A 24,277-nucleotide genomic window follows, 5' to 3' on the forward strand; every position below is an offset into this window, starting at 1 on the left:
ATACCCGGAGGAATTCGCAGAATGAGTACCAATCCAGCTGTCCCCGGACGCACCCGCAGGTTAGTGGCGGGAATGGTCGCCTCGGTGTCACTGCTCGGCTTGACCGCCGCGTGCAGTGACTCGGAGGCGGCCACGGCCGGCACCGTCTACTTCGGTGTGTCGGGACCCAAGACGGGGCCGTCGGCAGAGTACGGGCGACTGTGGCAGCAGGGCTTCGACCTGGCGCTGGAGGAGATCAATCAGAACGGCGGCATCGACGGGCGCAAGGTCGAGCTCAAATGGGAGGACTCGCAGTCCGATCCGAAGCAGACCGTGCCGATCGCGACGAAGTTCGTCGACGACCAGTCCGTGATCGCCGAACTCGGGGACTTCTCCTCGCCCGCGTCGATCGCCGCCTCCCCGGTGTACAACCGGGGCAAGCTGGTGCAGTACGGATTCACCAACTCCGCGGTCGAGTTCACCAACGGGGGTGAGTACTCGTGGAGCCCGTCGATCACCCTCGACGTGTTCCAGGAACGCAACGCCGAGTGGGTTTCCCGCAAGGCGAAGAAGGTCTCCGTGGTCTATCTCGAAACCGACTGGGGCAAGCAGGCATTCAAATACTTCTCGCAGTTCGCGGCAGAGAAGGGCATCGAGATCGTCTACTCGTCGCCGATCCTCCCGGACTCGACGGACGTCAAGCCGATCCTGATCAAGGGTCGTGAGGCGGCGCCGGAGGCCTTCGTGCACCTCGGCTACGGCCCCGACGGCGCCCTGGTGGTCAAGCAGCTCCGGGATGTCGGGTTCGACAAGCAGTTCTTCGGTGGCCAGAACACACCGCAGTTCATCACGCTGGCGGGCCCGGCGGCGGAGGGCGACATCGTGAACGGGATCTTCAGCCCGGCGGACACCGATCCCCGTATCCAGGACTTCGTCGGCAAGTTCCGGGCGAAGTTCGGGGTCGACCCGGGCGACTTCAACGTCTACGCCTATGACGCGCTGAAGGTCCTCGTCGACGCCGCGAACCACGGCGGTGCGACGAGGGAGGGTGTCCTCAAGGGCCTGAAGGAATCCGAGTTCAACGGAATCGGGCTGGGCGAGTTCGCCTTCGATCAGCAGTCCCGCCGTCCCGATGGCGTGGCGCCCCGCGAGCTCGTGCTCCAGAACGGGAAGTTCGTACCCACCACATGATCGACACCCTGCTCGCCGGACTCATCCACGGCAACGCCTATGCGCTGATCGCCGTCGGGATCACCCTGATCTTCGGGGTCACCAACGTGATCAACTTCGCCCACGGCGCGGTGTTCGCGTTCGGGTCGATATTCGCGTGGTGGCTGATCGCCGAACTGGGGCTGTCCCTGTGGACCACCATCGTGGTGGTGGTCGCTGTCTCGGGTCTGCTCGGGTTCGTCGTCAACGTCGTTGCGGTGCGACCGCTGAGCCGGGGTCCGGCCGTAGCGGCGCTGCTGGCCACCGTCGCCGCGGGCATGATCATCGAGAACCTCGTCCAGATGATCTTCGGCCCCGAGACACGACCGTTCCCGCAGGTGCTGCCGACCAACAACTTTCAGATAGGTGGAGTGCGGTTCGGGACTTCGGATCTCGTGATGTTCGCCATCACGATCGTGGTCATGGCCGGCCTCGCAGGCTTCCTCAAGTACGGCAGGTACGGGCTGGCGATCCGGGCGACGGCGCAGGACCCCGATGCGGCGCTGCAGATGGGGATCCCGGTACCCCGCGTGCAGAACCTGGCGTTCATCATCGCGTCGGGCCTCGGCGGTCTGGCGGGAATCTTTGTCGGACTGTACAACTCGAACATCTCGCCGACCAGCGGCACGATCGCCGGGATGAGCGGATTCGTCGCGGCGACGATCGGTGGACTGGGATCGATCCCCGGCGCGGTGCTCGGAGGCTTCGTGCTCGGCATCATCGAGGCCGTGGGGATCTACCAGTTCGGGGACGGATACCGGGACCTGATCACCTTCGGCGTGCTGATCGCGGTGCTCGTCCTGAGGCCGGGGGGACTGCTGGCGAAGGCGCCGTCGATCTCGAGCGAACCGTTGACCGGCACCTTCCTCGGCTCGGGTCGACAGATCCGGGTGCAGTGGTGGCAGGCGGCCGCCGCCTTCGCCGTCGTCGGGATCGGGGTGCCCCTGGTCTCGGGCAGCTACGGACTGGTGGTCGGGACCCAGATCATCGCCTACGCCATAATCGCGGTCTCGATGACGCTGGTGGCGGGCTCGGCCGGTCAGCTCACCATCGGCCAGGCCGGTCCGATCGCGATCGGTGCGTACACCTCGGCCATCCTCACGATCAGCTACGACTGGCCCTTCCTGGCGGCGGTGGCCACGGCCGCGCTGACCGCTGCGATCGTCTCGTCCGTCCTGGCGGCTCCGGTCTGGAGGCTCTCCGGTCACTACGTGGCGATCGCAACGCTCGGGATCGGTGTCGTCACGGTCGCCATCATCCGCAACTGGGAGTCGGTGACCCGGGGCAGCTACGGACTGTTCGGGATCCCGCCGCCGCGGATCTTCGGGTACGAGTTCTCTACCGCTACCGACCTTTTCCGCCTCGATCTGGTGTTCCTGGCCCTGACCGTGGTGGTGGTGGCCGCGATCCAGCGGTCACACCTCGGCACGGTGCTCAGGTCGGTCGGGTCCGACGAGGTGGCGGCGAGGTCGTCGGGCGTGCGGGTGCGCGACTACAAGGCGCTGGCCTTCGCGATCAGTGCGATCTTCTCCGGCATCGGGGGAGCGCTCCTCGGACACCAGTACTCGTACATCGATCCGACGGTGTTCAACCTGGGGCTCTCGCTCCTGGTGGTCACCATCATCGTTCTCGGCGGGACCGGGTCCCCCTACGGCGCGATCCTCGGCTCGGTTGTCCTGATCGGCGTCCCGGAGCTGTTCCGGCTGGCGCCCGAGGTCCGCATTCTGCTCTACGGGGTGATCCTGCTGTTGATCATCCGATTCAGGCCACAGGGAATCTGGACGAGGAGGGACCGTGTCAGCGCAGCAGTCTGAGCAGATCCTGTCGGTGGCGGGGCTGCGCCGCGCCTTCGGCGGCGTGCGCGCCGTCGACGGGATCGACTTCGAGGTCAACAGGGGTGAGTTCGTCTCCATCATCGGGCCCAACGGGTCGGGAAAGAGCACTACGATCAACCTGGTGTCCGGCGTTCTCCGTCCCGACGCCGGACGGATCTTGCTGCGCGGCAATACGGTACGGCCCGGATCCCCGGAGGCGGCTGCCGAGGCGGGCATCGCGAGGACCTTTCAGAACGGCCGGGTCTTCGGGAACCTCACGGTGGCCGAGAACGTGGAGGTGGGGCTGCACAGCACCCTCCGGGCCGCGCGACCGCTGCGCTCCCTGGTCCGGTATCCCGTGATCCGTTGGGTTCCGATCCTCGCGGAGACGGCGCTCGCGCTGGTGCCCACCCGGAAGGTGCGGGCCGAGCGGGAACTCCTCCGCGCCGAGGTGGACTCCGGGCTGGCGAGATTCGGGGAACGGCTGGCTCCCCGCGCGGGCGACCCGGCGTACACGCTGTCCTACGCGAACCGGCGACGCACCGAGATCGCAAGGGCCCTCGCCCTCGACCCCGTCCTGTTGCTGCTCGACGAACCAGCGGCGGGCATGAATCAGAGCGAAACCGCCGAGGTCGCACGTCAACTGGCCGAGCTCAAGGCGCACGGGCAGACCATCGTCCTGGTCGAGCACAAGCTCGAACTCGTCAACCAGCTCTCCGATCGGGTGATCGTGATGGACGAGGGTTCGATCATCGCGGTCGGGACCCCGGCAGAGGTGCAGGCCGACGAGCGGGTGATCGAGGCCTATCTCGGTCGTCGCCGGCTGCGACCTGCCACGGTCGGCGCGGAAGGACAGGTGGACTCCGATGGCGGTCGATGAGCACGCGCCCCCGATCCTCGAACTCGACGGGGTGAGCGTGTATTACGGACGCTCGCGAGCCCTGAACGAGGTGTCCATCCGAGTCCGGCCGGGCGAGATCGTGTCCCTGCTCGGGGGGAACGCCTCCGGCAAGTCGACGACCATGAAGACCGCCCTCGGGCTGCTGACCCCCACGACCGGGCGGGTGCTGATCGACGGGGAGGACGCCACCGCGGTGGCCCCAGCGGGCCGGATCAAGGCCGGGTTGGCCTCGGTTCCCGAAGCGCGGCGGGTCTTTCCGGAGATGACGGTCGAGGAGAACCTGTACGTCGGCGGCTATGTGCACCGCGAGCGGCGCTCGGTGCTGGCCGAGCGGGCAGCCGAGTTGTTCGATCACTTCCCGCGGCTGGCGGAGCGACGCAGGCAGCACGCGGGGACGCTGTCCGGTGGCGAGCAGCAGATGCTGGCGTTCGCCCGGGCACTGATGAGCCGGCCTCGGCTGATCTGCATGGACGAACCGACGATGGGATTGTCCCCGCTGTTCGTGGACCGGGTGCTGGACGAGATCGTCCGGCTCAACGAGCGGTTCGGGCTCGCGATCCTGATCGTCGAGCAACAGGCCGAGCTCGCGCTGTCCATCGCGCATACCGGCAATGTCCTGGTGAGCGGCGAGATCGTGCTGCACGGCGAGGCCACCGATCTGTTGGGCAATCCCGCGGTACGAGAAGCATATTTGGGAAAGGTGGCATGACGTGACCGGGAGCAAGCGGCTCGGATGGTTCACCCGGCTGGTCGGTGACGAGAGCCGGGACGCGGGAGATCTCTACCGCGACGCGCTGGCGCAGTTCGCCCTCGCCGAGGAGGTGGGTTTCGACGTCGGCTGGGTGGCCCAGCATCACGTCGATCCGGCGGAGGGTGGCCTGCCGTCGCCGTTCGTCTTCCTGGCGCACGCGGCGGCCCGGCTGAGCACGATCCGCCTCGGAACGGCCATCGTGACGCTCGGGCTGGAGGACCCGATCCGGGTCGGGGAGGACGCCGCGGTCCTCGATGCCCTGTCCGGCGGCCGGCTCGAACTGGGTCTCGGCACCGGGGGGTCGGCGAGCGCCTTCGCGTTGTTCGGTCATGCCGACGCCGATCGACGGGCCCTCTACGACAACAAGATCAAGCGTCTGACGGCCGCATTGTCGGGGGCCCCGACGGGCGACGGCAAGGCGCTGTACCCGCGGGCGTCGGGGCTACTCGAGCGTCGCTGGCAGGCGACCTTCTCGGGGTCGGGCGCCGTGCGGGCTGGCGAATCCGGGGACGGCCTCCTGCTGTCGCGGACCCAGCCGAGGGAGCCCGGTCTCGCGGATGCCTCCCTCGGACAGGTCCAGGGGCCGCTGATCGCGGCATACCGGGAGGCGCTCCCGGCGGGCGCGCGGCCGCGGATCGGCGCCTCGCGCAGCGTGTTCGTCGCCGACGACCACGAGGCGGCCTGGGAACTCGCGCGCCGAGGCGCGCTGCGTTTCCGGGCCTACCTGCAGGAGATCGGCCTCGCCGACGGCAGCGAGAGCGCCGAGGAGATCCTGCGTGATTCCGTGGTCGGCACCCCGGACGAGGTGACCGACCTGCTCGCCGCCGATCCGGCGGTGCAGCAGTCGACCGACCTGATCTTCCAGGTTCATCCGATCGACCCCGACCAGGCGGCCACGTTGCACTCCATCGAACTCATCGCCACGAAGGTGGCCCCGCGCCTCGGCTGGAATGGCGCTCACCGGAAGGAATCACGACCATGACGAGGTCATCGACCCAAGCCCCACCGAACCCGACGGCGGACGTGCTGGACAGGGTGATCGGCGCCCCGCTTGCAGACGCCGTGTCCCCGCTCAGATCGGCGAGGCCCGCGGTCGCGGAGCACACCCAGCGGCTGCACGACGCATTCTTCGGAGCGCAGTCCCCGCACCGCGAGCAGCTCACCGCGATCGCGTTGCGGGTGACGGTGCTCGCCGCGCAACCCACACTCGTCGAACACTATTCGGCGCTGCTGCCCCCGGACCTCGTCGCGGCGGTGACGGCGGGAACCGTCGACGACCCGGAGCTCGCGGCGTTGCTGCGGCACGCAGAGCTGCTCACCCTCGACCCCGCCGCCGCCACAAGGGAGGCAATCGAGAGCCTGCGCTCGGCGGGCCTGACGGAGGCCGCGATCGTGACCGCGTCCCAGCTGATCGGCTACGTCAACTACCAGATCCGGCTGGTCGCCGGGTACACCCTGATCGGAGAATCGGTATGAGCGAGGTACGCGAGGTCGAGCAGCATCGCCGCCCAAGCGATTTCACCCAGGACCACCTGGACTGGGTGCCCTGGCTGGAGCCGATCCGGCTCGAGGACGCGACCGAGGAGCAGCGGACGCACCTGGTGGGATTCCGCGGCGAGAGCCCGTACTTCCGGCTGCTGGCCCGCGACCCGGAAGTGCTCGGCGAGCGGAGCGCGAACGACAAGGAGATCTTCTACGGGCACGGTGGGCTCTCACGCACCGAGCGGGAGCTCGCGGCGACTGCCACCTCGCGGCTCAACGGGTGCGTGTACTGCACCTCGGTGCACGCACGTTTCACCTCCGAGCTGTCGAAGCGGCCCGCCGACGTGCAGAAGATCCTCGACGAGGGCGTCACCGCCCGCGTCGACGATCGGTGGGACGCCGTCGTCGACTTCGCGGCGGCGCTCGCCGCACAGCCGCCACGCGCCGACTCGGGTCACCTGGCGCGGCTTCGTGCGGTCGGCATCACCGACGAGGAGATCGGCGACCTGGTCCTGTCCACCGCGTCGTTCTCGTGGGCGAACCGGCTGATGCTCAGCCTCGGCGAACCGGAGGTCCCCGCGCAGGCGGAGTGAGGTCCGAGCCGGCGCGGCGACAGCACCACAGGACGCGTTTTCCCGGGTGAGACCCCCTGCCGGTGGCAGTATCGGCTTGTGACCACCAGGGATCGAGCACCGTCACGGGTGCGGTCCTGGCTGTTCGAGAACATCACCGAGGAGCCGTCCGGGCACCAGGGGCCGTTCCGGGTGGTGTCGAAGCCGGAGCACAAGCACCCGTGGTGGAAGGTCATGTGCCTGACGGGCGTCGACTACTTCTCCTCGCTCGGGTACCAGCCGGGCATCGCCGCCCTGGCCGCCGGTGTGCTCTCGCCGATGGCGACCGTGGTCCTCGTCGCGCTGACGCTGTTCGGCGCGCTGCCGGTGTATCGCCGTGTCGCGCAGGAGAGCCCGCGCGGTGAGGGCTCGATCGCCATGCTGGCCCGACTGCTTCCGAAGTGGGGCGGCAAGATCTTCGTCCTGGTTCTGCTGGGGTTCGCGGCGACCGACTTCATCATCACCATGACGCTGTCCGCCGCCGACGGTGCGGCGCACGTCGTACAGAACCCGTTCGCGCCCGCGGCCCTGCGCGGGGAGAACCTGCTGGTCACGCTGGTCCTGCTGGGTCTGCTCGCGGCCGTCTTCCTCAAGGGCTTCGCCGAGGCGATCGGGATTGCGGTCGCACTCGTCGCGGCCTACCTGGCGCTGAACCTCGTGGTGGTGGCTGCCGGACTGTGGCACGTGGCGACCGCGCCCTCCGTGGTGACGGACTGGACCGCTGCCCTGACCGCCGAGCACGGCAACCCCTGGATGATGGTCGCGATCTCGCTGCTGGTCTTCCCGAAGCTCGCGCTCGGCCTGTCCGGCTTCGAGACGGGGGTCGCGGTGATGCCCCAGATCGAGGGCGATCCGAGCGACACCGGATCCGCGCCGCGCGGCCGGATCCGCGGGGCGCGGCACCTGCTGACCACCGCCGCGCTGATCATGAGCGCATTCCTCATCGTGACCAGCTTCCTGACCACCGTGCTGATCCCGGCGGACGAATTCAAGGCAGGGGGACAGGCCAACGGGCGCGCGCTGGCCTACTTGGCCCACGAGTACCTCGGCAGCGTCTTCGGAACCGTGTACGACGTGAGCACCATCGCGATCCTCTGGTTTGCAGGCGCCTCGGCCATGGCGGGCCTGCTCAACCTGGTCCCGCGGTACCTGCCCCGGTTCGGGATGGCCCCGGACTGGGCGCGTGCGGTGCGCCCGCTGGTGCTGGTGTTCGCGGCGATCGCGTTCGGCATCACCTGGTATTTCGACGCCAGCGTCGACGCCCAGGGCTCGGCCTACGCCACCGGTGTCCTGGTGCTGATCACCTCCGCCTCCGTCGCCGTCGCGCTGTCCGCATACCGGCGGGGCCAGCGACGCAAGGCGATCGGCTTCGCGGTGGTCGCGGTCATCTTCGTCTACACGACAGTCGTCAACATCGTCGAACGCCCCGAGGGCCTGCATCTGGCGATCCTGTTCATCCTCGCGATCCTGGGCGTCTCGTTCGCCTCCCGCTTCACGCGGGCCTACGAACTGCGTGCCTACTCGGTGAGCTACGACGCCACGGCGCGGGAGCTGATCGACGAGGCCGCGCGGGGGGTCATCCGGGTCATCGCGCACGACGCCGACCGTCCGGACCCGGCGGCGTATCGGGCGAAGGAGTCGGCCCGGCGCCGGGTCAGCCGGATCCCCGCCGCCGATCCCATCCTCTTCCTCGAGGTGAGCGTGACCGATGCGTCGGAGTTCGCCACCGACCTGCGGGTGCACGGGCACCGCCGCGAGGGGTTCCGGGTGCTGACGGTCCGCAGCGCGGCCATCCCCAACTCCATCGCCGCGATCCTGCTCGACATCCGGGACCTGACCGGGACCGTCCCGCACGTGTACTTCGAGTGGACGGAGGGAAACCCGGTCCGCAACCTGCTGCAGTTCCTGTTCTTCGGGCACGGTGAGGTGGCGTCCGTGACCCGGGAGGTGCTGCGGCGCGCCGAGCCCGACGTGGCCCGCAGGCCGCACGTGCACGTCGGATAGGCTCGATCACCCCATGCGAGTCGACGGACGAGAGATCCCGGTCCAGGGCAGCCTCCTGCAGCCTTTGCGTCGGCGTACCAATGATCAGCTCCGTGTCGTGCTGGCGGCGCTGTGCTTGGGCGCGGTGATCGCCACCTCGCTGATCACCCGCGGCCGCTGGGAGGCCGTGGAGAACTCGGTGTCGGACCTGATCGGCGTCGCGTCGCCGGAGGCCTCGACCCGGATCTACCTGCTGTACGGCGCCGCGATCGTCATCCTCCCGTTCGCGATCCTGGTCGGCCTCGTCCTCGGCCGACGCTGGAAGCTGCTCGCGGGGTACGCGACCGCGGGCTTGCTCGCCGTCGCCGCGCTGTCCATCACCGGCACGGGGGTGTCCGCGCCGAAGTGGCACCTCGATCTGGACGGGCACCTCGACACCTTCCTGTCGCAGTTCCTCGACGACCCGCGCTGGATCGCGATGCTGGCCGCGATGCTGACCGTGTCCGGTCCGTGGCTGCCCGCCCGCTGGCGTCGGATCTGGTGGCTGCTGCTGTTCGCCTTCGTGCCGATCCACCTGTTCGTCAGCGCCGTCGTCCCCGCGCGGTCGGTGTTGGGGCTGACCGCCGGCTGGCTGATCGGCGCGCTGGTGGTGCTGTTCGTCGGCACTCCCGCGCTGGAGGTCCCCGTCGATCTCGCGGTCCGGATCCTCGGCAGGCGCGGTCTGCGGGTGGACGCGCTGTCGGTGCTCAGCCCCACCGGGCCGGGCCCGCTCGTGCTCGCCGCCGACTGCAGCCCCGGTTGGCGGAAGGTCGATCTCGGGGTCGATCTCAGGAAGGCGGGCGCGGACGACGAGGTGATCCTCGAGCTCTTCGGGCCGCACCAGCGCAGCGAGGGCGCGCTCCGTCAGGTCTGGCACTGGCTCACCTTCCGGAGCGCGGAGACGCCCGCGCCGTACGCGTCGCTGCGCCGGGCGGTCGAGCACCGGGCGCTGATGTCGACCGCGGTCGGACGGATGGGGCTGTCGTCCAGCCTGGCCGTCGCGGTGTCCCCGCTCGAGCGGGGCTGGATGCTCTACGCGCATTCGGTGCCCGCAGGGACCCCGCTCGAGCAGGCGCAGCCCGAGCACCTCGAGGCGGCCTGGTCCGGCCTGCGGGTCTTGCACGCGAATCAGGTCGCGCACGGCGACCTGCGCCCGGACAACCTCCGGATCAGCGGGGACCGAGTGCATTTCGAGGGCTTTGCGCACGCGGAGGTCGGTGCCTCGGACGCGCAGCTCGAGTCGGACATCGCCCAGTTGCTGCTGACCACCGGGGCGCGGTTCGGGCCGGAATCGGCGGTGCGGGCGGCGCTCGAGACGCTGGGCGAGGACGTGGTCCTCGCGGCGTCGGGCAGGTTGACCAAGTCCGCGATGCCCAAACGGGTTCGCCGGGCACTGCCGGATGCGGACAAACTGATGTCGGCCACCCGGCACCAGGTCCGGACCCAGACCGACTCCGAGGTGATCAAGACCGAGCAGGTCACCCGCTTCAGCCGGAACCAGATCATCCAGCTGGTGCTGTTGATCGGATTGGTCTACGTCGCCTACCCGTTCGTCAGCCAGGTGCCGACATTCCTCACCGAGCTGCGGACCGCGAACTGGTGGTGGGCGCTGCTCGGTCTGGTGGTGTCGGCGTCGACGTACATCGGGGCGGCGGTGGCGCTGTGGGCCTGCGCGTCGGAGTCGGTCCGGCTCAAGAACCTGGTGATCATGCAGTTCGCCAACACCTTCGCGGCCACCACCACGCCCGCTGGGGTCGGGGGCCTGGCGCTCAGCGTGCGGTTCCTGCAACACAACGGGCTCGGCGGGGTGCGGGCGACCGCGGCCGTCGCGCTGCAGCAGACGGTCCAGGTGGTCACCCACATCGGTCTGCTGATCCTCTTCAGCATCGCGGCGGGCAGGAGTGCGGACCTGTCCGGCTTCATCCCGAACGCGACGGTCATCTACCTGGTGGTCGGTGTCCTGCTCGGTGTGGTCGGGGCCTTCATGATCGTGCCGAGGTTGCGGCGCTGGCTGATCGACGAGCTGCGTCCCCAGATCGCCGACGTGAGCACCGAGCTGCTTGACCTCGCGCGCGACCCGGGCCGGTTCCTGCTCATCGTCGGCGGGTGTGCGGGCACCACCCTCGGTGCCGCGCTCGCTCTCTGGGCGAGCGTCGCAGCATTCGGCGGCGAGACCAGCTTCGTCACCGTCACCATCGTGACGATGATCGGCGGCACGCTGGCGTCCGCCGCGCCGACCCCCGGCGGCGTCGGCGCGGTCGAGGCGGCGCTGATCGGTGGACTCGCGGCCTTCGGAGTGCCCGCCGCGGTCGCGGTGCCGTCGGTACTGCTGTACCGGGTGCTCACCTGCTGGCTGCCGGTGTTCGCCGGCTGGCCGATCCTGCGCTGGATGCAGAAGACCGACCTGATCTAGGTTCCCCGGAGCGAGTCGACCACCGCGGTCAGCAGCCGGACCGCGCCGTCCTTGTCGAGGGGGTCGTTCCCGTTGCCGCACTTGGGGGACTGCACGCACGACGGGCACCCCGCCGTGCACTCGCAGGACCCGATCGCGTCCCTGGTGGCGCGCAGCCAGCGCAGCAGCTCGGCGTGCCCGCGGTCCGCGAACCCGGCGCCGCCCTGATGGCCGTCGTAGACGAACACCGTTGGCAGCCCGGTGTCCTGGTGCAGCGCCGTCGACACCCCGCCGATGTCGCCGCGGTCGCAGGTGGCCACCAGCGGCAGCAGTCCGATCGCGGCGTGTTCGGCGGCGTGTAGCGAGCCGGGGAACCGGTCCGGGGTGATGCCGGCCCGTTCCATCAGTTCCGGTGTCACCGTGTACATCACGGCCCGCGTGTTCAGGCGCTGCGGCGGCATGTCGAGCTCGATGGAGTCGAGGACCTCGCCGGACGGCAGCCGCCGGAGGTAGCCCACCACCTGGTGGGTGACCTCGACCTCGGTCAGCGCCACCGTGACCGGGCCGTGCTCGCTGTGCTCGAGGAGGGAGGTGATGACGATCTCGGTGGTCTCGCGCGCCGAGGTGCTCCACTCCGGGGTCTCGGCGTGCACCAGCGCCAGGCCCTCCTCCAGATCCAGCATGTCCACCACGAAGGACTCGCCCTGGTGCAGGTGCACCGCCCCCGGGTGGGCGGTCGCGGGGGCGCGGCCGCCGTCGACGGTGCCGAGCATCCGGCCGGACTCGGCGTCGACGATGGCGACCTGCTTGCCGATGCCGCCTCGGATGTCCACGGACGCATGGGGGTTGGATTCCGCGGTGACGAACCAGCCATGCGCGCGACGCCGGATCAGACCCTGCTCGGCGAGCCGGCCCAGCAGCTCGACGGCGCCGAACTGCTCGACCTCGGCGTCGCTGAGCGGCAGCTCCATCGCCGCGCACAGCAGCTGCGGGCCCAGCACGTACGGGTTCGACGGATCCGTGACGGTGGCCTCGACGGGTTTGTCCAGCAGCGCGGCCGGATGGTGGACCAGATACGTGTCGAGCGGATCGTCGCGGGCGACCAGCACCACAAGGGAGCCTTCGCCGCGGCGGCCGGACCGCCCGGCCTGCTGCCAGAACGAGGCGACGGTGCCGGGGAAGCCGGCCACCACGACCGCGTCCAGGCCGGCGATGTCGACCCCGAGCTCGAGGGCATTGGTGGTCGCGGCGCCGAGTAGGGTCCCGTCCGCGAGCGCAGCCTCCAGCTCGCGTCGGTCCTCGGCAAGGTAGCCGGCCCGGTAGGCGGCGACCCGTTCGGTCAAGTCCGGGGCGGACTCCGCCAGCAGCCTTTTCGTGCCCATCGCGGTCAGCTCGGCGCCGCGGCGCGAGCGGACGAAGGTCAGGGTCCTGGCGCCCTCGATCATCAGGTCGGCCATGATCCGGGCGGCTTCCGACCCGGCGGCGCGGCGGACCGGGGCGCCGTTCTCGCCGGTCACCTCGGCCATCAGCGGGGGCTCCCAGAGCGCGACCGTTCGCGGGCCGTGTGGCGAGCCGTCGACGGTGACCTCCGCGCAAGGGGCGCCGATCAGCCGGGACGCCGCGGCCCCCGGTGCCGCGGTGGTGGCGCTGGCGAGGATGAACACCGGGTCGGCGGCGTAGCGGCGGGCGATCCGCTTCAGCCTGCGCAGGACCAGCGCCACATTCGAGCCGAAAACGCCTCGGTAGGAGTGACATTCGTCGATCACGACGTAACGCAGGTTGCGGAAGAAGTGGGCCCAGCGCTGGTGCGAGCGCAGCATGCCGATGTGCAGCATGTCCGGGTTGGTGAAGATCCAGCGCGAGTTGGTCCGCACCCACTGGCGTACCTCGGTCGGGGTGTCGCCGTCAAAGGCGTTGGGGTAGACGGTGGCGAGCGATTCGGCCTGCTCGGTCAGCGCGATGGTGGACCGGATCTGGTCGGCCCCGAGGGCCTTGGTCGGGGCCAGGTAGAGGGCGGTCGCGCGCGGGTCCTCGGCGAGCGCGGTGAGGATGGGCAGCTGGTAGGCCAGCGACTTCCCGGATGCGGTGCCGGTGGCGACCACGACGTGCTCTCCCGCCGCGGCGAGCGAGGCGGCGGCCTCCTGATGTGTCCACGGCAGCGGGATTCCGTTGCCGCGCATGGCATCGACGACATCGGCGTGAATCCACGGTGGCCATTGCGTGAACTGGGACTCGCGTGCCTGCAGTTCCGCCACGTGGGTGAGCGGGTCCTCGCCGCGAGGGGTGCCCGCCAGCACCCGATCGAGCAATGACTGCCCGTAGCTGGCTGCGGCGGCCGGTTGGCTCACTGATAACTCCGAGTTCGTTGGGTGGCCGCGTACACGTGCCGGTTCACCTGCGGTTTTGATCGTACTTGCCGGGATGTGTTTAACACTGTGCAGCCCTTGTCAATAACTTGACGAGTGTCCAATAGAGCGGTTGCCGACGCGTCGTCGGATACAAGATCAATTCTTTACGACCATTGTTGGATTTCGACTGTTGTCATCGCGCGAACCGTGCTTGACTTATAAGTGGTCGCAGCTTCTGTGTTCGTGTACGCGCTCGCAGGATCGATGTTGCGAGCGCGGTGGCGATGCTTTTCCTGAGGGGGAAATCAGCGGTACAGCGGTCGGAACCGGCCCGGTGGACTGTTGACTGCTGTTCACCGAATCCGGTGTTAGAAAGTGAAGGAAAAGCATGGCACAGGGCACTGTGAAGTGGTTCAACGCGGAGAAGGGCTTTGGATTCATCGCCCCCGAGGACGGCTCCGCTGACGTCTTCGTCCACTACTCCGAGATTCAGGGCAGCGGGTTCCGCACGCTCGAGGAGAACCAGCGCGTCGAGTTCGAGGTCGGTCAGGGCACCAAGGGTCCCCAGGCCACCGGCGTTCGCGCGGTCTGATTCATTCGTTCCTCGAGACGGATCAACTCGTCCCCCACCACCGTGAGGTGGTGGGGGACGAGTCGTTTCCCGCCCGGCGCCGCGCGTGGTCCCGCCGTGTCAGCGCGGCCCGAGCGGCCGGATCTGTCCTACTGTCCTCTTGTGAACCAGCTGTCCTTCTTCTCCGCGGAGGCGGTGCCGCCCGCGGTATCGGACCTGAGCGGTCTGCTGGCCGCGCAGGGGCAGGTCTCCGTCGCCGCCGGCCGGGCCAGGGTCTCGGTGGTCGTCGACGCCTCGTGGCGGGCGGACGCCGTCGCCGAGTTGATCGAGGAGGCCGGCCTGGCCGCCGAGATCACCCGCTCCGACGAGGGCAGCCCGCTGGTCCGCACCGCATCGGTACCCGAGTTGGCCGCGCTCGCCGCTCAGTGGACCAAGGGTGCGGTCAAGGCCGTGCCGGTGGGCTGGATCCCGGACTCGCGTGCCCTGCGGGCCTGGGTGCTGGCCGCGGGCAGGTCCGAGGGTGAGGGCGATCGGTTCGTGCTCGGGCTGGACCCGCACGCCCCGGACACCCACCCGATCCTCGCCCAATCGCTGATGCGGGCCGGGATCGCGCCCACCCTCATCGGCACCCGCGGAGCGGGCCCCGGGCTCCGGATCGTGGGGCACAAGCGGCTGATGCGGCTGGTCGAGAACATCGGTCAGGCCCCTGACCGGCAGGAGGCGCGAGAGGCCTGGCCGCAGGTGTAGAACAGTCGACACGGGATTGATCTGCAAGGATGGTCTCGCGGTGTGTCACTCTGTTACTGAAGTGATCGCCGATTCGAGTCGAGGAAGGTGCAGGCAGCAAGGTGGCAGCTCGGGAGAAGGACACGGCGGGCGACAGCCCCGCCACAGCCGACCAGACGCGCCGTCTCGTGATCGTCGAGTCGCCGACCAAGGCCAGGAAAATTGCCCCCTACCTGGGCAAGAACTACGTCGTCGAGGCCTCGGTCGGTCACATTCGCGACCTCCCGCGGGGCGCGGCGGACGTGCCCGCCAAGTACAAGGGCGAGTCGTGGGCCCGGCTCGGCGTCAACGTCGACCACGACTTCGAGCCGCTCTACGTGGTGAGCCCGGACAAGAAGACCAAGGTCGCCGAGCTCAAGAGCCTGCTCAAGGACGCCGACGAGCTCTACCTCGCCACTGACCCTGACCGCGAGGGCGAGGCCATCGCCTGGCACCTGCTCGAGACCCTCAAGCCGAAGATCCCGGTCCGCCGGATGGTCTTCCACGAGATCACCAAGCCGGCCATCCTGGCGGCCGCGCAGGACACCCGCGACCTCGACCAGGACCTGGTGGACGCGCAGGAGACCAGGCGCATCCTCGACCGCCTCTACGGCTACGAGGTCAGTCCGGTGCTGTGGAAGAAGGTCATGCCGAAGCTTTCGGCAGGCCGCGTGCAGTCGGTGGCGACGCGCGTCATCGTGCAGCGCGAACGCGAGCGGATGGCCTTCCGGTCCGCCGAGTACTGGGACATCTCCGCCACCCTGGACGCGGGCGCCGAGGCGAATCCGCGCAGCTTCGGGGCGCGCCTGGTCAGCGTCGACGGCAGCCGCGTCGCCGCGGGCCGCGACTTCGGGGCAGACGGCCAGCTGAAGTCGACCGGCGTCACGGTGCTGGACGAGGGCTACGCCCGTCGCCTCGCCGAGGCGCTGCACGGCACCGATCTCACCGTCTCGTCTGCCGAGGACAAGCCGTACACCCGCAAGCCGTACGCGCCGTTCATGACCTCGACGCTGCAGCAGGAGGCGGCACGCAAACTGCGCTTCACGTCCGAGCGCACCATGCGGACCGCGCAGCGGCTGTACGAGAACGGCCACATCACCTACATGCGTACCGACTCGACGACGCTGTCGGCGTCGGCGATCGCCGCGGCAAGGGCGCAGGCCACCGAGCTGTACGGCGCCGAGTACGTCAGCCCGTCGCCGCGGCAGTACACCCGCAAGGTGAAGAACGCGCAGGAGGCGCACGAGGCGATCCGTCCCGCGGGTGACGTCTTCGCCACCCCGGGGCAGCTGCACTCGCAGCTGGCCGCCGACGAGTTCAAGCTCTACGAGCTGATCTGGCAGCGCACCGTCGCCTCGCAGATGGCCGACGCGCGCGGCACCACCCTGACGCTGCGGATCACCGGCACCGCGGGCACCGGCGAGGAGTGCACCTTCTCCGCGTCCGGCCGCACCATCACGTTCGCCGGCTTCCTCAAGGCCTACGTCGAGAGCGTCGACGAGGAGGCGGGCGGCCAGTCCGACGACGCCGAGTCGCGGCTGCCCGTGCTCGTCGCCGGGCAGGCGGTCACCGCCACCAAGCTGGATCCGGACGGTCACACCACGAACCCGCCCGCCCGCTACACCGAGGCCAGCCTGATCAAGACCCTCGAGGAGCTGGGAATCGGTCGCCCGTCGACGTATTCGTCGATCATCAAGACGATCCTGGACCGCGGCTACGTCTACAAGCGCGGCAGTGCCCTGGTGCCGTCGTGGGTGGCGTTCGCCGTGATCGGGCTGCTGGAGGCGCATTTCGGCCGGCTGGTCGACTTCGACTTCACCGCGGGCATGGAGGATGATCTCGACGAGATCGCCGGTGGCCGCGAGCAGCGCGGGAACTGGTTGTCCAGCTTCTACTTCGGCGGGGAGCGCGGCGCCGAGGGCTCGGTCGCCCGCTCTGGCGGTCTGAAGAAGATGGTCGGCACCAATCTCGAGGACATCGACGCCCGCGAGGTGAACTCGATCCGGTTGTTCGCCGATTCCGAGGGCCGCGATGTCGTGGTGCGGGTCGGCCGGTTCGGGCCGTATCTCGAGCGGATGGTCGCTGATCCCTCCGGAGAGGGCGGCCCCGATGCGAATCTTGTTTCGCAGCGCGCAAACCTGCCCGACGACCTGCCCCCGGACGAGCTGTCGCCCGAGTACGCGGAGAAGCTGTTCGCCACCCCGCAGGACGGTCGCAAGCTCGGCGTCGACCCGCTCACCGGGCACGAGATCGTCGCGAAGGAGGGGCGTTTCGGTCCGTACGTGACCGAGATCCTGCCCGAGCCGGAACCCGAACCCGAGCCGGACATCGTGCCGGTGACGGCCGAGGGGGAGGGTGCCGTCACCACCAAGGCGCCCGCGAAGAAGGCCGCCGCGAAGAAGACCGCCAAGAAGGCCGCCGGCCCGAAGCCGCGGACCGGCTCGCTGCTCAAGTCCATGGATGTGGCGACCGTGACGCTCGAGGACGCGCTGCGGCTGCTCTCGCTGCCGCGCGTGGTCGGCATCGACCCGGAGTCGAAGGAAGAGATCACCGCGCAGAACGGGCGCTACGGCCCGTACCTGAAGAAGGGCACCGATTCTCGTTCGCTGGAGAACGAGGAGCAGATGTTCACGGTGACCCTCGAGGACGCCCTGAAGATCTACGCGGAGCCCAAGCGCCGGGGCCGCACGGGTGCGGCGACCCCGCCGCTGCGTGAGCTCGGCAACGACTCGGCGACGGACAAGCCGATGGTGATCAAGGACGGCCGCTTCGGCCCCTACGTCACCGACGGCGAGACGAACGCGAGCCTGCGCAAGGACGACGATGTCGCGACCATCACCGACGAGCGTGCCTCGGAGCTGCTCGCCGACCGGCGTGCGCGTGGCCCGGTGAAGAAGAAGGCGGCCGCGAAGAAGGCGCCTGCCAAGAAGGCGGCGGCGAAGAAGACCGCGGCCAAGAAGGCGCCCGCCAAGGCGGCTGCGAAGAAGGCCGCCGCGAAGAAGTCCTGACCGGTCCACACTGAGGTGGTGTAGACGAGGTGGCGTATCGGGAACTGCGAGCGGAAGTTCCGGGAGCGGTCGCCTGGTCGGTGACGTCGGATCCGCCAGGCCGGTCGAGGCCGGACGAGGGCGCCCTGGTGCTGCCCGACGGGTGCATGGATCTGATCTGGCACGAGCGCGGGCTGCTGGTGGCCGGTCCGGACACCCGGGCGCACCGCACCACGGCCGCGGGTAGCAGGGCGATCGGTCTGCGGTTCGCGCCAGGCGTCGGACCGCACGTGTTCGGTGTCCGCGCCGACGAGCTGCGAGACGTGCGGGTGCCGCTGGAGCAGCTGTGGCCGGATGCGATGGTGCGCAGCCTCTTCCATGCCGCCGAGCCGGATCCGCTGCGGGCGATCAGTGCGGCGGCACGCGACCGTCTCGGCGGGATCGGGCGTCCCGTCGAGACCGCGATCGCGGCGCAGCTGGCGCGCGGCGTCACGGTGGCGCAGGTCGCCGCGAGCCTGGGCTGGAGCGAACGCCGCCTACATCGAAAGTCCTTGTCCGCATACGGGTACGGCCCGAAGACGCTGGCCCGGGTGCTCCGCTTCGACCGCGCGCTCGGGCTCGCCCGAGGGGGCATCCCGCTCGCGCGGGTCGCGGCGGATTCCGGGTTCAGCGATCAGGCGCACCTGGCCAGGGAGGTCCGGGCGCTGGCGGGGACCTCCCTGACCGGGCTGCTCGGTCAGCCGGGCAGTGCCGCGAACAGTTCGATGCCGTGGCCGTCCGGGTCCCTGACGACCGCGTAGCGCTGTCCCCAGAACGCGTCCCACGGCTTCGATTCACCGGTGCACCCGGCCTCGGTGAGCTCGGTGTACTTGGCGTCGACGGCCTCGGGCGTGCCGCAGTCGAAGGCCAGCGACGGGCCACCGGTCCCGGGGGTGAAGTCGGGGGCGAAGCCGCGGATGACCTCGAGGGTGTCCCAGCCCACCCGCAGGCCGCCCGGCAGGGTGATCTCGTGGTGTTGCTCCTGGCCGGGATCGGCGGGCAGGTCGAGGCCGAGGCGTCGGTAGATGTCGAAGGAGCGGGGCAGGTCCGCGACGGCGAGACCGATCATGGAGAGCTGTGGCGTCATGCCCGCGACGGTAGTTCCCCGCGGTCCGGACGGTCTTGAACGTTTCGGACGCCCGCCCGGCGGCGTCGGACCCGCCCGATAGGCTCGGCCCGTGGCGGGAGTATTCGATCGACTGGTCGGCCAGGAGCATGTCGAGATGGAGCTGACCGGTGCCGCGAGGGCGGCACGGGGCGGCGCCGCCTCGGCAGGTTCGCTGATGACGCACTCCTGGCTGTTCACCGGGCCGCCCGGCTCCGGGCGCTCCGTCGCGGCGCTGTGCTTCGCCGCCGCGCTGCAGTGCACCGACGAGGGCGAGCCCGGGTGCGGGCGATGCCATGCCTGCACCACCACGATGGCGGGCACCCACGGCGATGTGCGTCGGGTGATCCCCGAGGGCCTGAGCATCAGCGTCGCGGAGATGCGCGGCATCGTGCAGACCGCGTCGCGTCGCCCCAGCACCGGGCGCTGGCAGGTTGTGGTAATCGAGGACGCGGACCGGTTGACCGAGGGCGCGGCCAACGCGCTGCTCAAGGTCGTCGAGGAGCCGCCGGCGCGGACCGTCTTCCTCCTGTGCGCCCCCTCGGTGGACCCGCAGGACATCTCGGTGACGCTGCGGTCCCGGTGCAGGCACGTGGCGCTGGTGACCCCGTCGGTGGAGGCGATCGCCGGGGTGCTGCGCGAGCGCGATCAGCTCGACGCCGAGACCGCACTGCTGGCCGCTTCGATCAGTGGCGGCCACGTCGGCCGGGCCCGACGGCTGGCGACGGACGAGGAGGCGCGGGCGCGCCGCGGCCAGGCGCTGGGCATCGCGTCTGCCGCGACCCGGCCTGCCACCGGATACGCGGCGGCTGACGAGCTGGTCCGGGCGGCGGAGGCCGAGGCCAAGGAGATGAGCGCGGCCCGCGACGAACGCGAGACCGAGGAGCTGCGCACCGCCCTCGGCGCGGGCGGTACCGGCAAGGGCGCGGCGGGCGCGCTGCGCGGCTCGGCCGGCGCCCTCAAGGACCTCGAGCGCAGGCAGAAGTCGCGGGCCACCAGGACCGGCCGCGACAGCCTCGACCGTGCCCTGATGGACCTGGCCGGGCTCTACCGGGACGCGTTGGCGGTCGCGCTGGGGTCGGGGGCACAGCCGAACCACCCGGACAAGGCGGACCAGGTCAGGAAGATGGCCGCGGCGGGCAGCCCCGAGGCGCTGCTGCGGTGTGTGGAGGCGGTGCTGGAGTGCCGCGAGGCGCTCTCGATCAACGTCAAGCCCCGGTTCGCGGTGGCGTCCATGGTCGCCAAGCTGGGTGCCGAGCTGAAGTAGCGGGGCCCGTTTTCGCATCCGCGGGGTGAGCCGCTAGACTCCCTCTGGCTCGACCGCGAGGTCGGGCACGCCGCCTTAGCTCAGTCGGTAGAGCATTTCACTCGTAATGAAAAGGTCAAGAGTTCGATTCTCTTAGGCGGCTCCACTCGAAAGGCCCCTCACCCGCACCCGCGGGAGAGGGGCCTTTCGAGTTTTGCGCGAGAGTGCGGGAGACTCCTCGCATGACCTCCACCGAACCCGAGCCGACGAAGTCCACCCGCGCATGTCGCCGCGTCGTGACGGGGGCCGTGGTGGGCGCACTCATCGCGCTCGGGTTCGTCGTCGTCAACCGGTTCCGGGCCCGGCCGCCGGTCACCCAGACCCTCTGGGATGCCGACCCGATCGGCCCGGACGACCTCGCCGGATAGCCGGAAACGCGCTCAGTCGGTGACGGCGGCCAGCGCCTCGAACTCGCTCGCGTCGTGCGCGCAGATGATGGTGACCTCGTCGCCGTGGGCGGCGTGCAGCTCGCGGAGCCTGCCCTGGTTGGCGATTCGCGACCGGCGATCCATCTCCATCAGGACCTGTGTCGCCCGCAGGCCAGGCGGGCACGAGGGCGGGGTCAGCTTCTCGTCGGCGAAGTAGTAGCCGTCGCCCGCGTGCAGGTACCAGCCGCCGCCGGGACGACGCACCGCCACCGCGCTGTGCCCGAAGGTGTGTCCACGCAGTGGAATCAGCAGCACGTCCTCGCTGACCGCCTGCACCGATTCGAACCCGAACCACCGGTCACCGCCCGGACGGTGCTCGACCCAGGTCGGATCGTGCGCCCACTGCTTCGCGCTGTACCGCGTCTTGTCGAGCAGGGTTGGCCGTGCGCGGGCGGTCGCGAGCTCGTCGGCGTGTACGTGCACGCGCGCCCACGGAAAGTCGCCGAGGCCGCCCGCGTGGTCGCCGTCCAGATGGGTGACCACGATGTCGCGGACATCCGACGGGTCGTAGCCGAGCGCGCGCACCTGGGCGATTGCGGTGAGCGCGAGGTCCATCCTGGCGCCGACCGACATCACGAACGGCCGGCCCAGCCGGCCGATCGGATCGGCGACGTCGGCCGTGCCGAAGCCCGTGTCCACCAGCGTCAGGCCGTCGGGTCCCTCGACCAGCAGGCAGTGCGCGACCAGGCGAGACGGGGCGAGGCCGGGCACGAGGCCGGCGCTGGGGCACATCGTCGCGCAGCTGAGGTGGTGGATGCGATGGCTCACGGGGGACCACTCTCCGGCCTGGGTGTGCTCGGCGCAACCGCGGGCCCAAGGACTTAAGTAGTCAGACTTAAAGAATAAGTATTAGGCATTGACCTCGGTGATGTGTGACCCTACCTTTGAGCGGTGAAGGTCGGGGAAGGGCTGCGGGAGGGATCGGCTCCGCACGCCATCATGCGTGCCGCGGAGGTGCTGATCGCCGAGGCCGGGATCGACGTCCCGCTGCAGGACATCGCCCGCGCGGCGGGTCAGCGCAACAAGTCGGCGGTGCAGTACCACTTCGGTTCCCGCGACGGCCTGATCGCCGCGATCGTCGAGTATCACCTCCGCGGGCTGGAATTCCGGCGGATGGAGCTGCTCGCCGAGTGCGAGGGTGCGCCAGGGGGCGAAGACATCCGGGCACTGCTGACGGTGCTGGCGCTTCCCCTCGTAGAGGTGGTCGATCAGCCGGGATCGACGCATTTCGCCCGGTTCTTCGAGCGCGTGCGCCACCACCGCTCCGTCGCGGACGAGATGAACCTGGACGGCGACAGTCGGCCGACCGTCCGCATCGTCATGTCGCGGCTCGATCACCTGATCGGCGATCTGCCCGCCGTCGCTCGCCGGTACCGGCTCGAGTCACTGGCGACTGTCCTGCTCGCATTGATCGCCGACTACGAACGGATGTCCGACGCCGACCACCGCGGCCGGCCGGAACCCGACGACGTGATCGACCTGCTCGTCGGATTGCTCACTGCGGCCCATTCGTCCACGACGGGCTAGGCCAACGCCGGAATGCCAGGCCACGGAAAGGATTCGACGATGAAGTTGATGTACGCCCTGTGGGGGTCGCGATTGCAGGAGGCGTTGTTCGCGGAGCGTCTCCGCGAGCAACTGGCCGCGCTCGGCGCCACCAGGCTCCAGGTCAACATCGCCGACGCCGACGTCGCTCCCGCCCAGCTTCGTCTCACGACCTATGAGCAGCCGGTGGGTGCGATCGTCAGCGTCTGGATTCCAGACGAATTCGCGGCCGTCACCGGCCTCCTCACGGCGGCGGCCGACCGGGTCGCGGGATGGGTGGTCGACGAACGGACGCCGATCCCGCCTCCGGAGTCGGACAACGGAGTTCGCGCCGACGCCCTCGCCGGTCTCGCGCTGTTGCGGATACCCGCGGGCATGGATCGGTCGGAATGGCTCCGCCGCTGGCAGGATGACCACACCACAGTGGCGATCGAGACCCAGGCCACGTTCGGCTACGTGCAGAACACCGTGATCGAGACGCTCACCGCCGACGCTCGCGCCGACGCCCTTGTCGAAGAACTGTTCCCGATGGCCGCGATGACCGATCCGCACGCGTTCTACGGGAGCGGCGGGGACGACGCGGAGCTCGGGCGCCGGGTGTCACGAATGATCGAGAGCACGTCCACGTTCGGCGCGAGCACCGACGTGGACGTGATCCCCACGAGCCGATATGTGTACGACCTGACCGGAGTTCGGCCTACCGGGTGATCTGCTCGAGGATCACCCGGTGCACGTGCTGCGCCTTTTCGATGCCGCGGAAGTCGGCTTCATAGGTCTGCTGGCCGATGTCCACGGCAATGCTGCTCGACGAGAAGAAATGTCCGGCCCATGATTTGTTGCTGAGAAAGGACACCGACCGGACATTCTTGTACGGAATGGACGTGATCGCGGTTCGGCTGCCGACGAAGCTCTTGTCCTGAATGACGAGGCGAAGATTGGTCAGTCCCATGAATCCGGTGCCCGCACCGATGCAGTCGTAGACGGCAATGATCGTCTCGCCCGCGAGAATCGCCTGTTGTACCTGCTTGAGTTGTTCGGACTTGTCGAATATCGGTTCGGTCATGTCTGTCTCCTTGTCGCTGCCGCACGTCTCGCAGTCTCAGGAGCCGACGTCGGAGGCCCTCGACGGTAGCGATCCCGGCGTCGGTGCCCGTGCTTTCGGATCAGGCGAAATGTAGCCCCCGCGAACCGGACGGACAAGGAACGTGGCCGAATGTCGTTCGGGGCTATGGTTTGGGAAGTGAACCACCACCCTGCGGACAGGAAGTGGCGCCATGTCGGACCCGAATCAGCCCCAGCAACCCGATCCCGCGCAGCCAGGCCCGCCGCCGGGTCCTCCTCCGCCCCAGCCCCAGTACGGCCAGCAGCCGCCGCAGTACGGTCAGCCGCAGTACGGTGCCCCGCAGTATCCGCCTCCGGGCCAGCCGCCCTACGGTGCCCCTCAGTACCCGCAGCAGCCGGGCTATCCGCCGCCGGGCCAGCCCTACGGCGGTCCGCCGCCGCCCGCCTATCCGTATGCCTCCTGGTGGTCTCGGGTCGGCGCATATCTGCTCGACCGGATCGTGGTTCCGCTGCCGGGCTACCTACTCGCGGGCCTCGGGGCATTCATCGCGTTCAAGGACGCGAGATCGGTCACGACCACCTACTCGGGCGACTACTACTACGACTCAGACAGCGAGCTCACGAACGTCAACGGCGTCGGTATCGCCATCATGGTGGCCGGCATCCTGCTTGCGCTCGCGTTGCTGGTCTGGAACATGGTGTTCCGGCAGGGCAACACCGGGCAGACGCTCGGCAAGAAATGGCTGAGCATCTCGGTGGTCCGCGAGGCGGACGGACGCCCGCTCGGCCCGGGCATGGCATTTGTGCGGTGGTTGCTGCTGTGGATCCTCGGCGACCTCTGCTTCCTGAACTTCTTGTGGCCGCTGTGGGACCCGCGGCACCGGTGCTGGCACGACATGCTGGTCACCTCGGTCGTGATCAAGGGCGCGGTGACCGCACCGCAATGAGAGTGAAAGTGAC

General features: G+C 69.4%; 22 protein-coding genes and 1 tRNA gene. 19 read left to right on the top strand and 4 right to left on the bottom strand.

Going from position 1 to position 24,277, the window contains the following annotated elements; genetic code table 11:
* Window positions 1–21 precede the first annotated feature (21 nt).
* The 9 genes from C8K38_RS18320 (at window position 22) to C8K38_RS18360 (ending at window position 11,182) form a co-directional block, all read left to right on the top strand.
* Window positions 22–1,170, top strand: coding sequence for an ABC transporter substrate-binding protein (locus tag C8K38_RS18320; protein WP_097212855.1), 1,149 nt, complete (start codon window positions 22–24; stop codon window positions 1,168–1,170).
* Window positions 1,167–3,002 (top strand): ABC transporter permease, encoded by a 1,836-nt coding sequence (locus tag C8K38_RS18325; protein WP_097212856.1) that lies wholly within the window; start codon window positions 1,167–1,169, stop codon window positions 3,000–3,002. Before C8K38_RS18320 ends, C8K38_RS18325 begins: the two co-directional genes overlap by 4 nt.
* Entirely contained in the window at window positions 2,983–3,882 is a 900-nt protein-coding gene (locus C8K38_RS18330; protein WP_097212857.1) for an ABC transporter ATP-binding protein, read from the top strand. Before C8K38_RS18325 ends, C8K38_RS18330 begins: the two co-directional genes overlap by 20 nt.
* Complete coding sequence (locus tag C8K38_RS18335) at window positions 3,869–4,612, top strand: ABC transporter ATP-binding protein (protein WP_097212858.1); 744 nt, start codon at window positions 3,869–3,871, stop codon at window positions 4,610–4,612. The genes C8K38_RS18330 and C8K38_RS18335 overlap by 14 nt, the downstream gene beginning before the upstream one ends.
* Window position 4,613: 1 nt before the next feature.
* Window positions 4,614–5,636 (top strand): LLM class flavin-dependent oxidoreductase, encoded by a 1,023-nt coding sequence (locus tag C8K38_RS18340; protein ID WP_097212859.1) that lies wholly within the window; start codon window positions 4,614–4,616, stop codon window positions 5,634–5,636.
* The gene (locus C8K38_RS18345) at window positions 5,633–6,130 is read left to right on the top strand and encodes a CMD domain-containing protein (RefSeq protein ID WP_143548490.1); all 498 of its coding nucleotides are present in this window, start codon (window positions 5,633–5,635) and stop codon (window positions 6,128–6,130) included. Before C8K38_RS18340 ends, C8K38_RS18345 begins: the two co-directional genes overlap by 4 nt.
* Complete coding sequence (locus tag C8K38_RS18350) at window positions 6,127–6,729, top strand: peroxidase-related enzyme (RefSeq protein ID WP_097212861.1); 603 nt, start codon at window positions 6,127–6,129, stop codon at window positions 6,727–6,729. Before C8K38_RS18345 ends, C8K38_RS18350 begins: the two co-directional genes overlap by 4 nt.
* A gap of 213 nt (window positions 6,730–6,942) precedes the next feature.
* Entirely contained in the window at window positions 6,943–8,751 is a 1,809-nt protein-coding gene (locus tag C8K38_RS18355; RefSeq protein ID WP_257017591.1) for an amino acid transporter, read from the top strand.
* Window positions 8,752–8,764: 13 nt separating this feature from the next.
* On the top strand, window positions 8,765–11,182 hold the full coding sequence (locus C8K38_RS18360) for a lysylphosphatidylglycerol synthase domain-containing protein (RefSeq protein WP_097212863.1): 2,418 nt from the start codon (window positions 8,765–8,767) through the stop codon (window positions 11,180–11,182).
* On the opposite strand, the gene C8K38_RS18365 is transcribed toward C8K38_RS18360, so the two are convergent.
* Window positions 11,179–13,509: a DEAD/DEAH box helicase gene (locus tag C8K38_RS18365; RefSeq protein WP_097212864.1), complete on the bottom strand. Its 2,331-nt coding sequence runs from the start codon at window positions 13,507–13,509 to the stop codon at window positions 11,179–11,181. The genes C8K38_RS18360 and C8K38_RS18365 overlap by 4 nt on opposite strands.
* A gap of 388 nt (window positions 13,510–13,897) precedes the next feature.
* Between C8K38_RS18365 and C8K38_RS18370 the strand changes: the two genes are divergently transcribed.
* From C8K38_RS18370 to C8K38_RS18385, 4 genes are all read left to right on the top strand, one after another.
* Window positions 13,898–14,101 carry a cold-shock protein gene (locus tag C8K38_RS18370; RefSeq protein ID WP_005248460.1) on the top strand — a complete coding sequence of 68 codons (204 nt, stop codon included), beginning with the start codon at window positions 13,898–13,900 and terminating at the stop codon, window positions 14,099–14,101.
* A gap of 141 nt (window positions 14,102–14,242) precedes the next feature.
* On the top strand, window positions 14,243–14,827 hold the full coding sequence (locus tag C8K38_RS18375; RefSeq protein ID WP_097212865.1) for a hypothetical protein: 585 nt from the start codon (window positions 14,243–14,245) through the stop codon (window positions 14,825–14,827).
* 101 nt (window positions 14,828–14,928) lie between these two features.
* Window positions 14,929–17,853, top strand: coding sequence for a type I DNA topoisomerase (gene topA, locus C8K38_RS18380; RefSeq protein ID WP_097212866.1), 2,925 nt, complete (start codon window positions 14,929–14,931; stop codon window positions 17,851–17,853).
* A 29-nt stretch (window positions 17,854–17,882) separates the two neighbouring features.
* Window positions 17,883–18,632 carry a helix-turn-helix domain-containing protein gene (locus tag C8K38_RS18385; RefSeq protein ID WP_097212867.1) on the top strand — a complete coding sequence of 250 codons (750 nt, stop codon included), beginning with the start codon at window positions 17,883–17,885 and terminating at the stop codon, window positions 18,630–18,632.
* Here the strand turns inward: C8K38_RS18385 and C8K38_RS18390 are convergent.
* Window positions 18,569–18,958 (bottom strand): VOC family protein, encoded by a 390-nt coding sequence (locus C8K38_RS18390; RefSeq protein ID WP_097212868.1) that lies wholly within the window; start codon window positions 18,956–18,958, stop codon window positions 18,569–18,571. The two genes, C8K38_RS18385 and C8K38_RS18390, sit on opposite strands and share 64 nt — an antisense overlap.
* A 91-nt stretch (window positions 18,959–19,049) precedes the next feature.
* Between C8K38_RS18390 and C8K38_RS18395 the strand changes: the two genes are divergently transcribed.
* The 3 genes from C8K38_RS18395 (at window position 19,050) to C8K38_RS18405 (ending at window position 20,650) form a co-directional block, all read left to right on the top strand.
* Entirely contained in the window at window positions 19,050–20,243 is a 1,194-nt protein-coding gene (locus C8K38_RS18395) for a DNA polymerase III subunit delta' (protein ID WP_097212869.1), read from the top strand.
* Window positions 20,244–20,312: 69 nt separating this feature from the next.
* Window positions 20,313–20,388 (top strand) — tRNA-Thr (locus C8K38_RS18400).
* A gap of 76 nt (window positions 20,389–20,464) precedes the next feature.
* Window positions 20,465–20,650 (top strand): hypothetical protein, encoded by a 186-nt coding sequence (locus C8K38_RS18405; protein WP_097212870.1) that lies wholly within the window; start codon window positions 20,465–20,467, stop codon window positions 20,648–20,650.
* Window positions 20,651–20,662: 12 nt separating this feature from the next.
* Here the strand turns inward: C8K38_RS18405 and C8K38_RS18410 are convergent, their stop codons facing one another.
* Window positions 20,663–21,478: an MBL fold metallo-hydrolase gene (locus tag C8K38_RS18410; RefSeq protein ID WP_257017580.1), complete on the bottom strand. Its 816-nt coding sequence runs from the start codon at window positions 21,476–21,478 to the stop codon at window positions 20,663–20,665.
* 123 nt (window positions 21,479–21,601) lie between these two features.
* Here C8K38_RS18410 and C8K38_RS18415 point away from each other — a divergent pair, with 123 nt between their 5' ends.
* Window positions 21,602–22,237 carry a TetR family transcriptional regulator gene (locus tag C8K38_RS18415; protein WP_097212871.1) on the top strand — a complete coding sequence of 212 codons (636 nt, stop codon included), beginning with the start codon at window positions 21,602–21,604 and terminating at the stop codon, window positions 22,235–22,237.
* 39 nt (window positions 22,238–22,276) lie between these two features.
* On the top strand, window positions 22,277–22,963 hold the full coding sequence (locus tag C8K38_RS18420; protein ID WP_097212872.1) for an EthD domain-containing protein: 687 nt from the start codon (window positions 22,277–22,279) through the stop codon (window positions 22,961–22,963).
* On the opposite strand, the gene C8K38_RS18425 is transcribed toward C8K38_RS18420, so the two are convergent.
* The gene (locus C8K38_RS18425) at window positions 22,953–23,318 is read right to left on the bottom strand and encodes a PH domain-containing protein (RefSeq protein ID WP_077043026.1); all 366 of its coding nucleotides are present in this window, start codon (window positions 23,316–23,318) and stop codon (window positions 22,953–22,955) included. The genes C8K38_RS18420 and C8K38_RS18425 overlap by 11 nt on opposite strands.
* Before the next feature lie 211 nt (window positions 23,319–23,529).
* Here C8K38_RS18425 and C8K38_RS18430 point away from each other — a divergent pair, with 211 nt between their 5' ends.
* Window positions 23,530–24,264 (top strand): RDD family protein, encoded by a 735-nt coding sequence (locus C8K38_RS18430; protein ID WP_097212873.1) that lies wholly within the window; start codon window positions 23,530–23,532, stop codon window positions 24,262–24,264.
* Window positions 24,265–24,277 lie beyond the last annotated feature (13 nt).

Origin of the sequence: Rhodococcus sp. OK611 (assembly GCF_003050885.1) — a bacterium.
Classification (GTDB): domain Bacteria; phylum Actinomycetota; class Actinomycetes; order Mycobacteriales; family Mycobacteriaceae; genus Rhodococcus_G; species Rhodococcus_G oryzae.

Bases quoted from the DNA above. Each gene is read 5' to 3' on its own strand.
- C8K38_RS18360 (WP_097212863.1), top strand. From the start codon at position 8,765: ATGCGAGTCGACGGACGAGAGATCCCGGTCCAGGGCAGCCTCCTGCAG.
- C8K38_RS18390 (WP_097212868.1), bottom strand. From the start codon at position 18,958: ATGACGCCACAGCTCTCCATGATCGGTCTCGCCGTCGCGGACCTGCCC.
- C8K38_RS18325 (WP_097212856.1), top strand. From the start codon at position 1,167: ATGATCGACACCCTGCTCGCCGGACTCATCCACGGCAACGCCTATGCG.
- C8K38_RS18335 (WP_097212858.1), top strand. From the start codon at position 3,869: ATGGCGGTCGATGAGCACGCGCCCCCGATCCTCGAACTCGACGGGGTG.
- C8K38_RS18425 (WP_077043026.1), bottom strand. From the start codon at position 23,318: ATGACCGAACCGATATTCGACAAGTCCGAACAACTCAAGCAGGTACAA.
- C8K38_RS18420 (WP_097212872.1), top strand. From the start codon at position 22,277: ATGAAGTTGATGTACGCCCTGTGGGGGTCGCGATTGCAGGAGGCGTTG.
- C8K38_RS18350 (WP_097212861.1), top strand. From the start codon at position 6,127: ATGAGCGAGGTACGCGAGGTCGAGCAGCATCGCCGCCCAAGCGATTTC.
- C8K38_RS18320 (WP_097212855.1), top strand. From the start codon at position 22: ATGAGTACCAATCCAGCTGTCCCCGGACGCACCCGCAGGTTAGTGGCG.
- C8K38_RS18430 (WP_097212873.1), top strand. From the start codon at position 23,530: ATGTCGGACCCGAATCAGCCCCAGCAACCCGATCCCGCGCAGCCAGGC.
- C8K38_RS18405 (WP_097212870.1), top strand. From the start codon at position 20,465: ATGACCTCCACCGAACCCGAGCCGACGAAGTCCACCCGCGCATGTCGC.
- C8K38_RS18345 (WP_143548490.1), top strand. From the start codon at position 5,633: ATGACGAGGTCATCGACCCAAGCCCCACCGAACCCGACGGCGGACGTG.
- C8K38_RS18370 (WP_005248460.1), top strand. From the start codon at position 13,898: ATGGCACAGGGCACTGTGAAGTGGTTCAACGCGGAGAAGGGCTTTGGA.
- C8K38_RS18355 (WP_257017591.1), top strand. From the start codon at position 6,943: ATGTGCCTGACGGGCGTCGACTACTTCTCCTCGCTCGGGTACCAGCCG.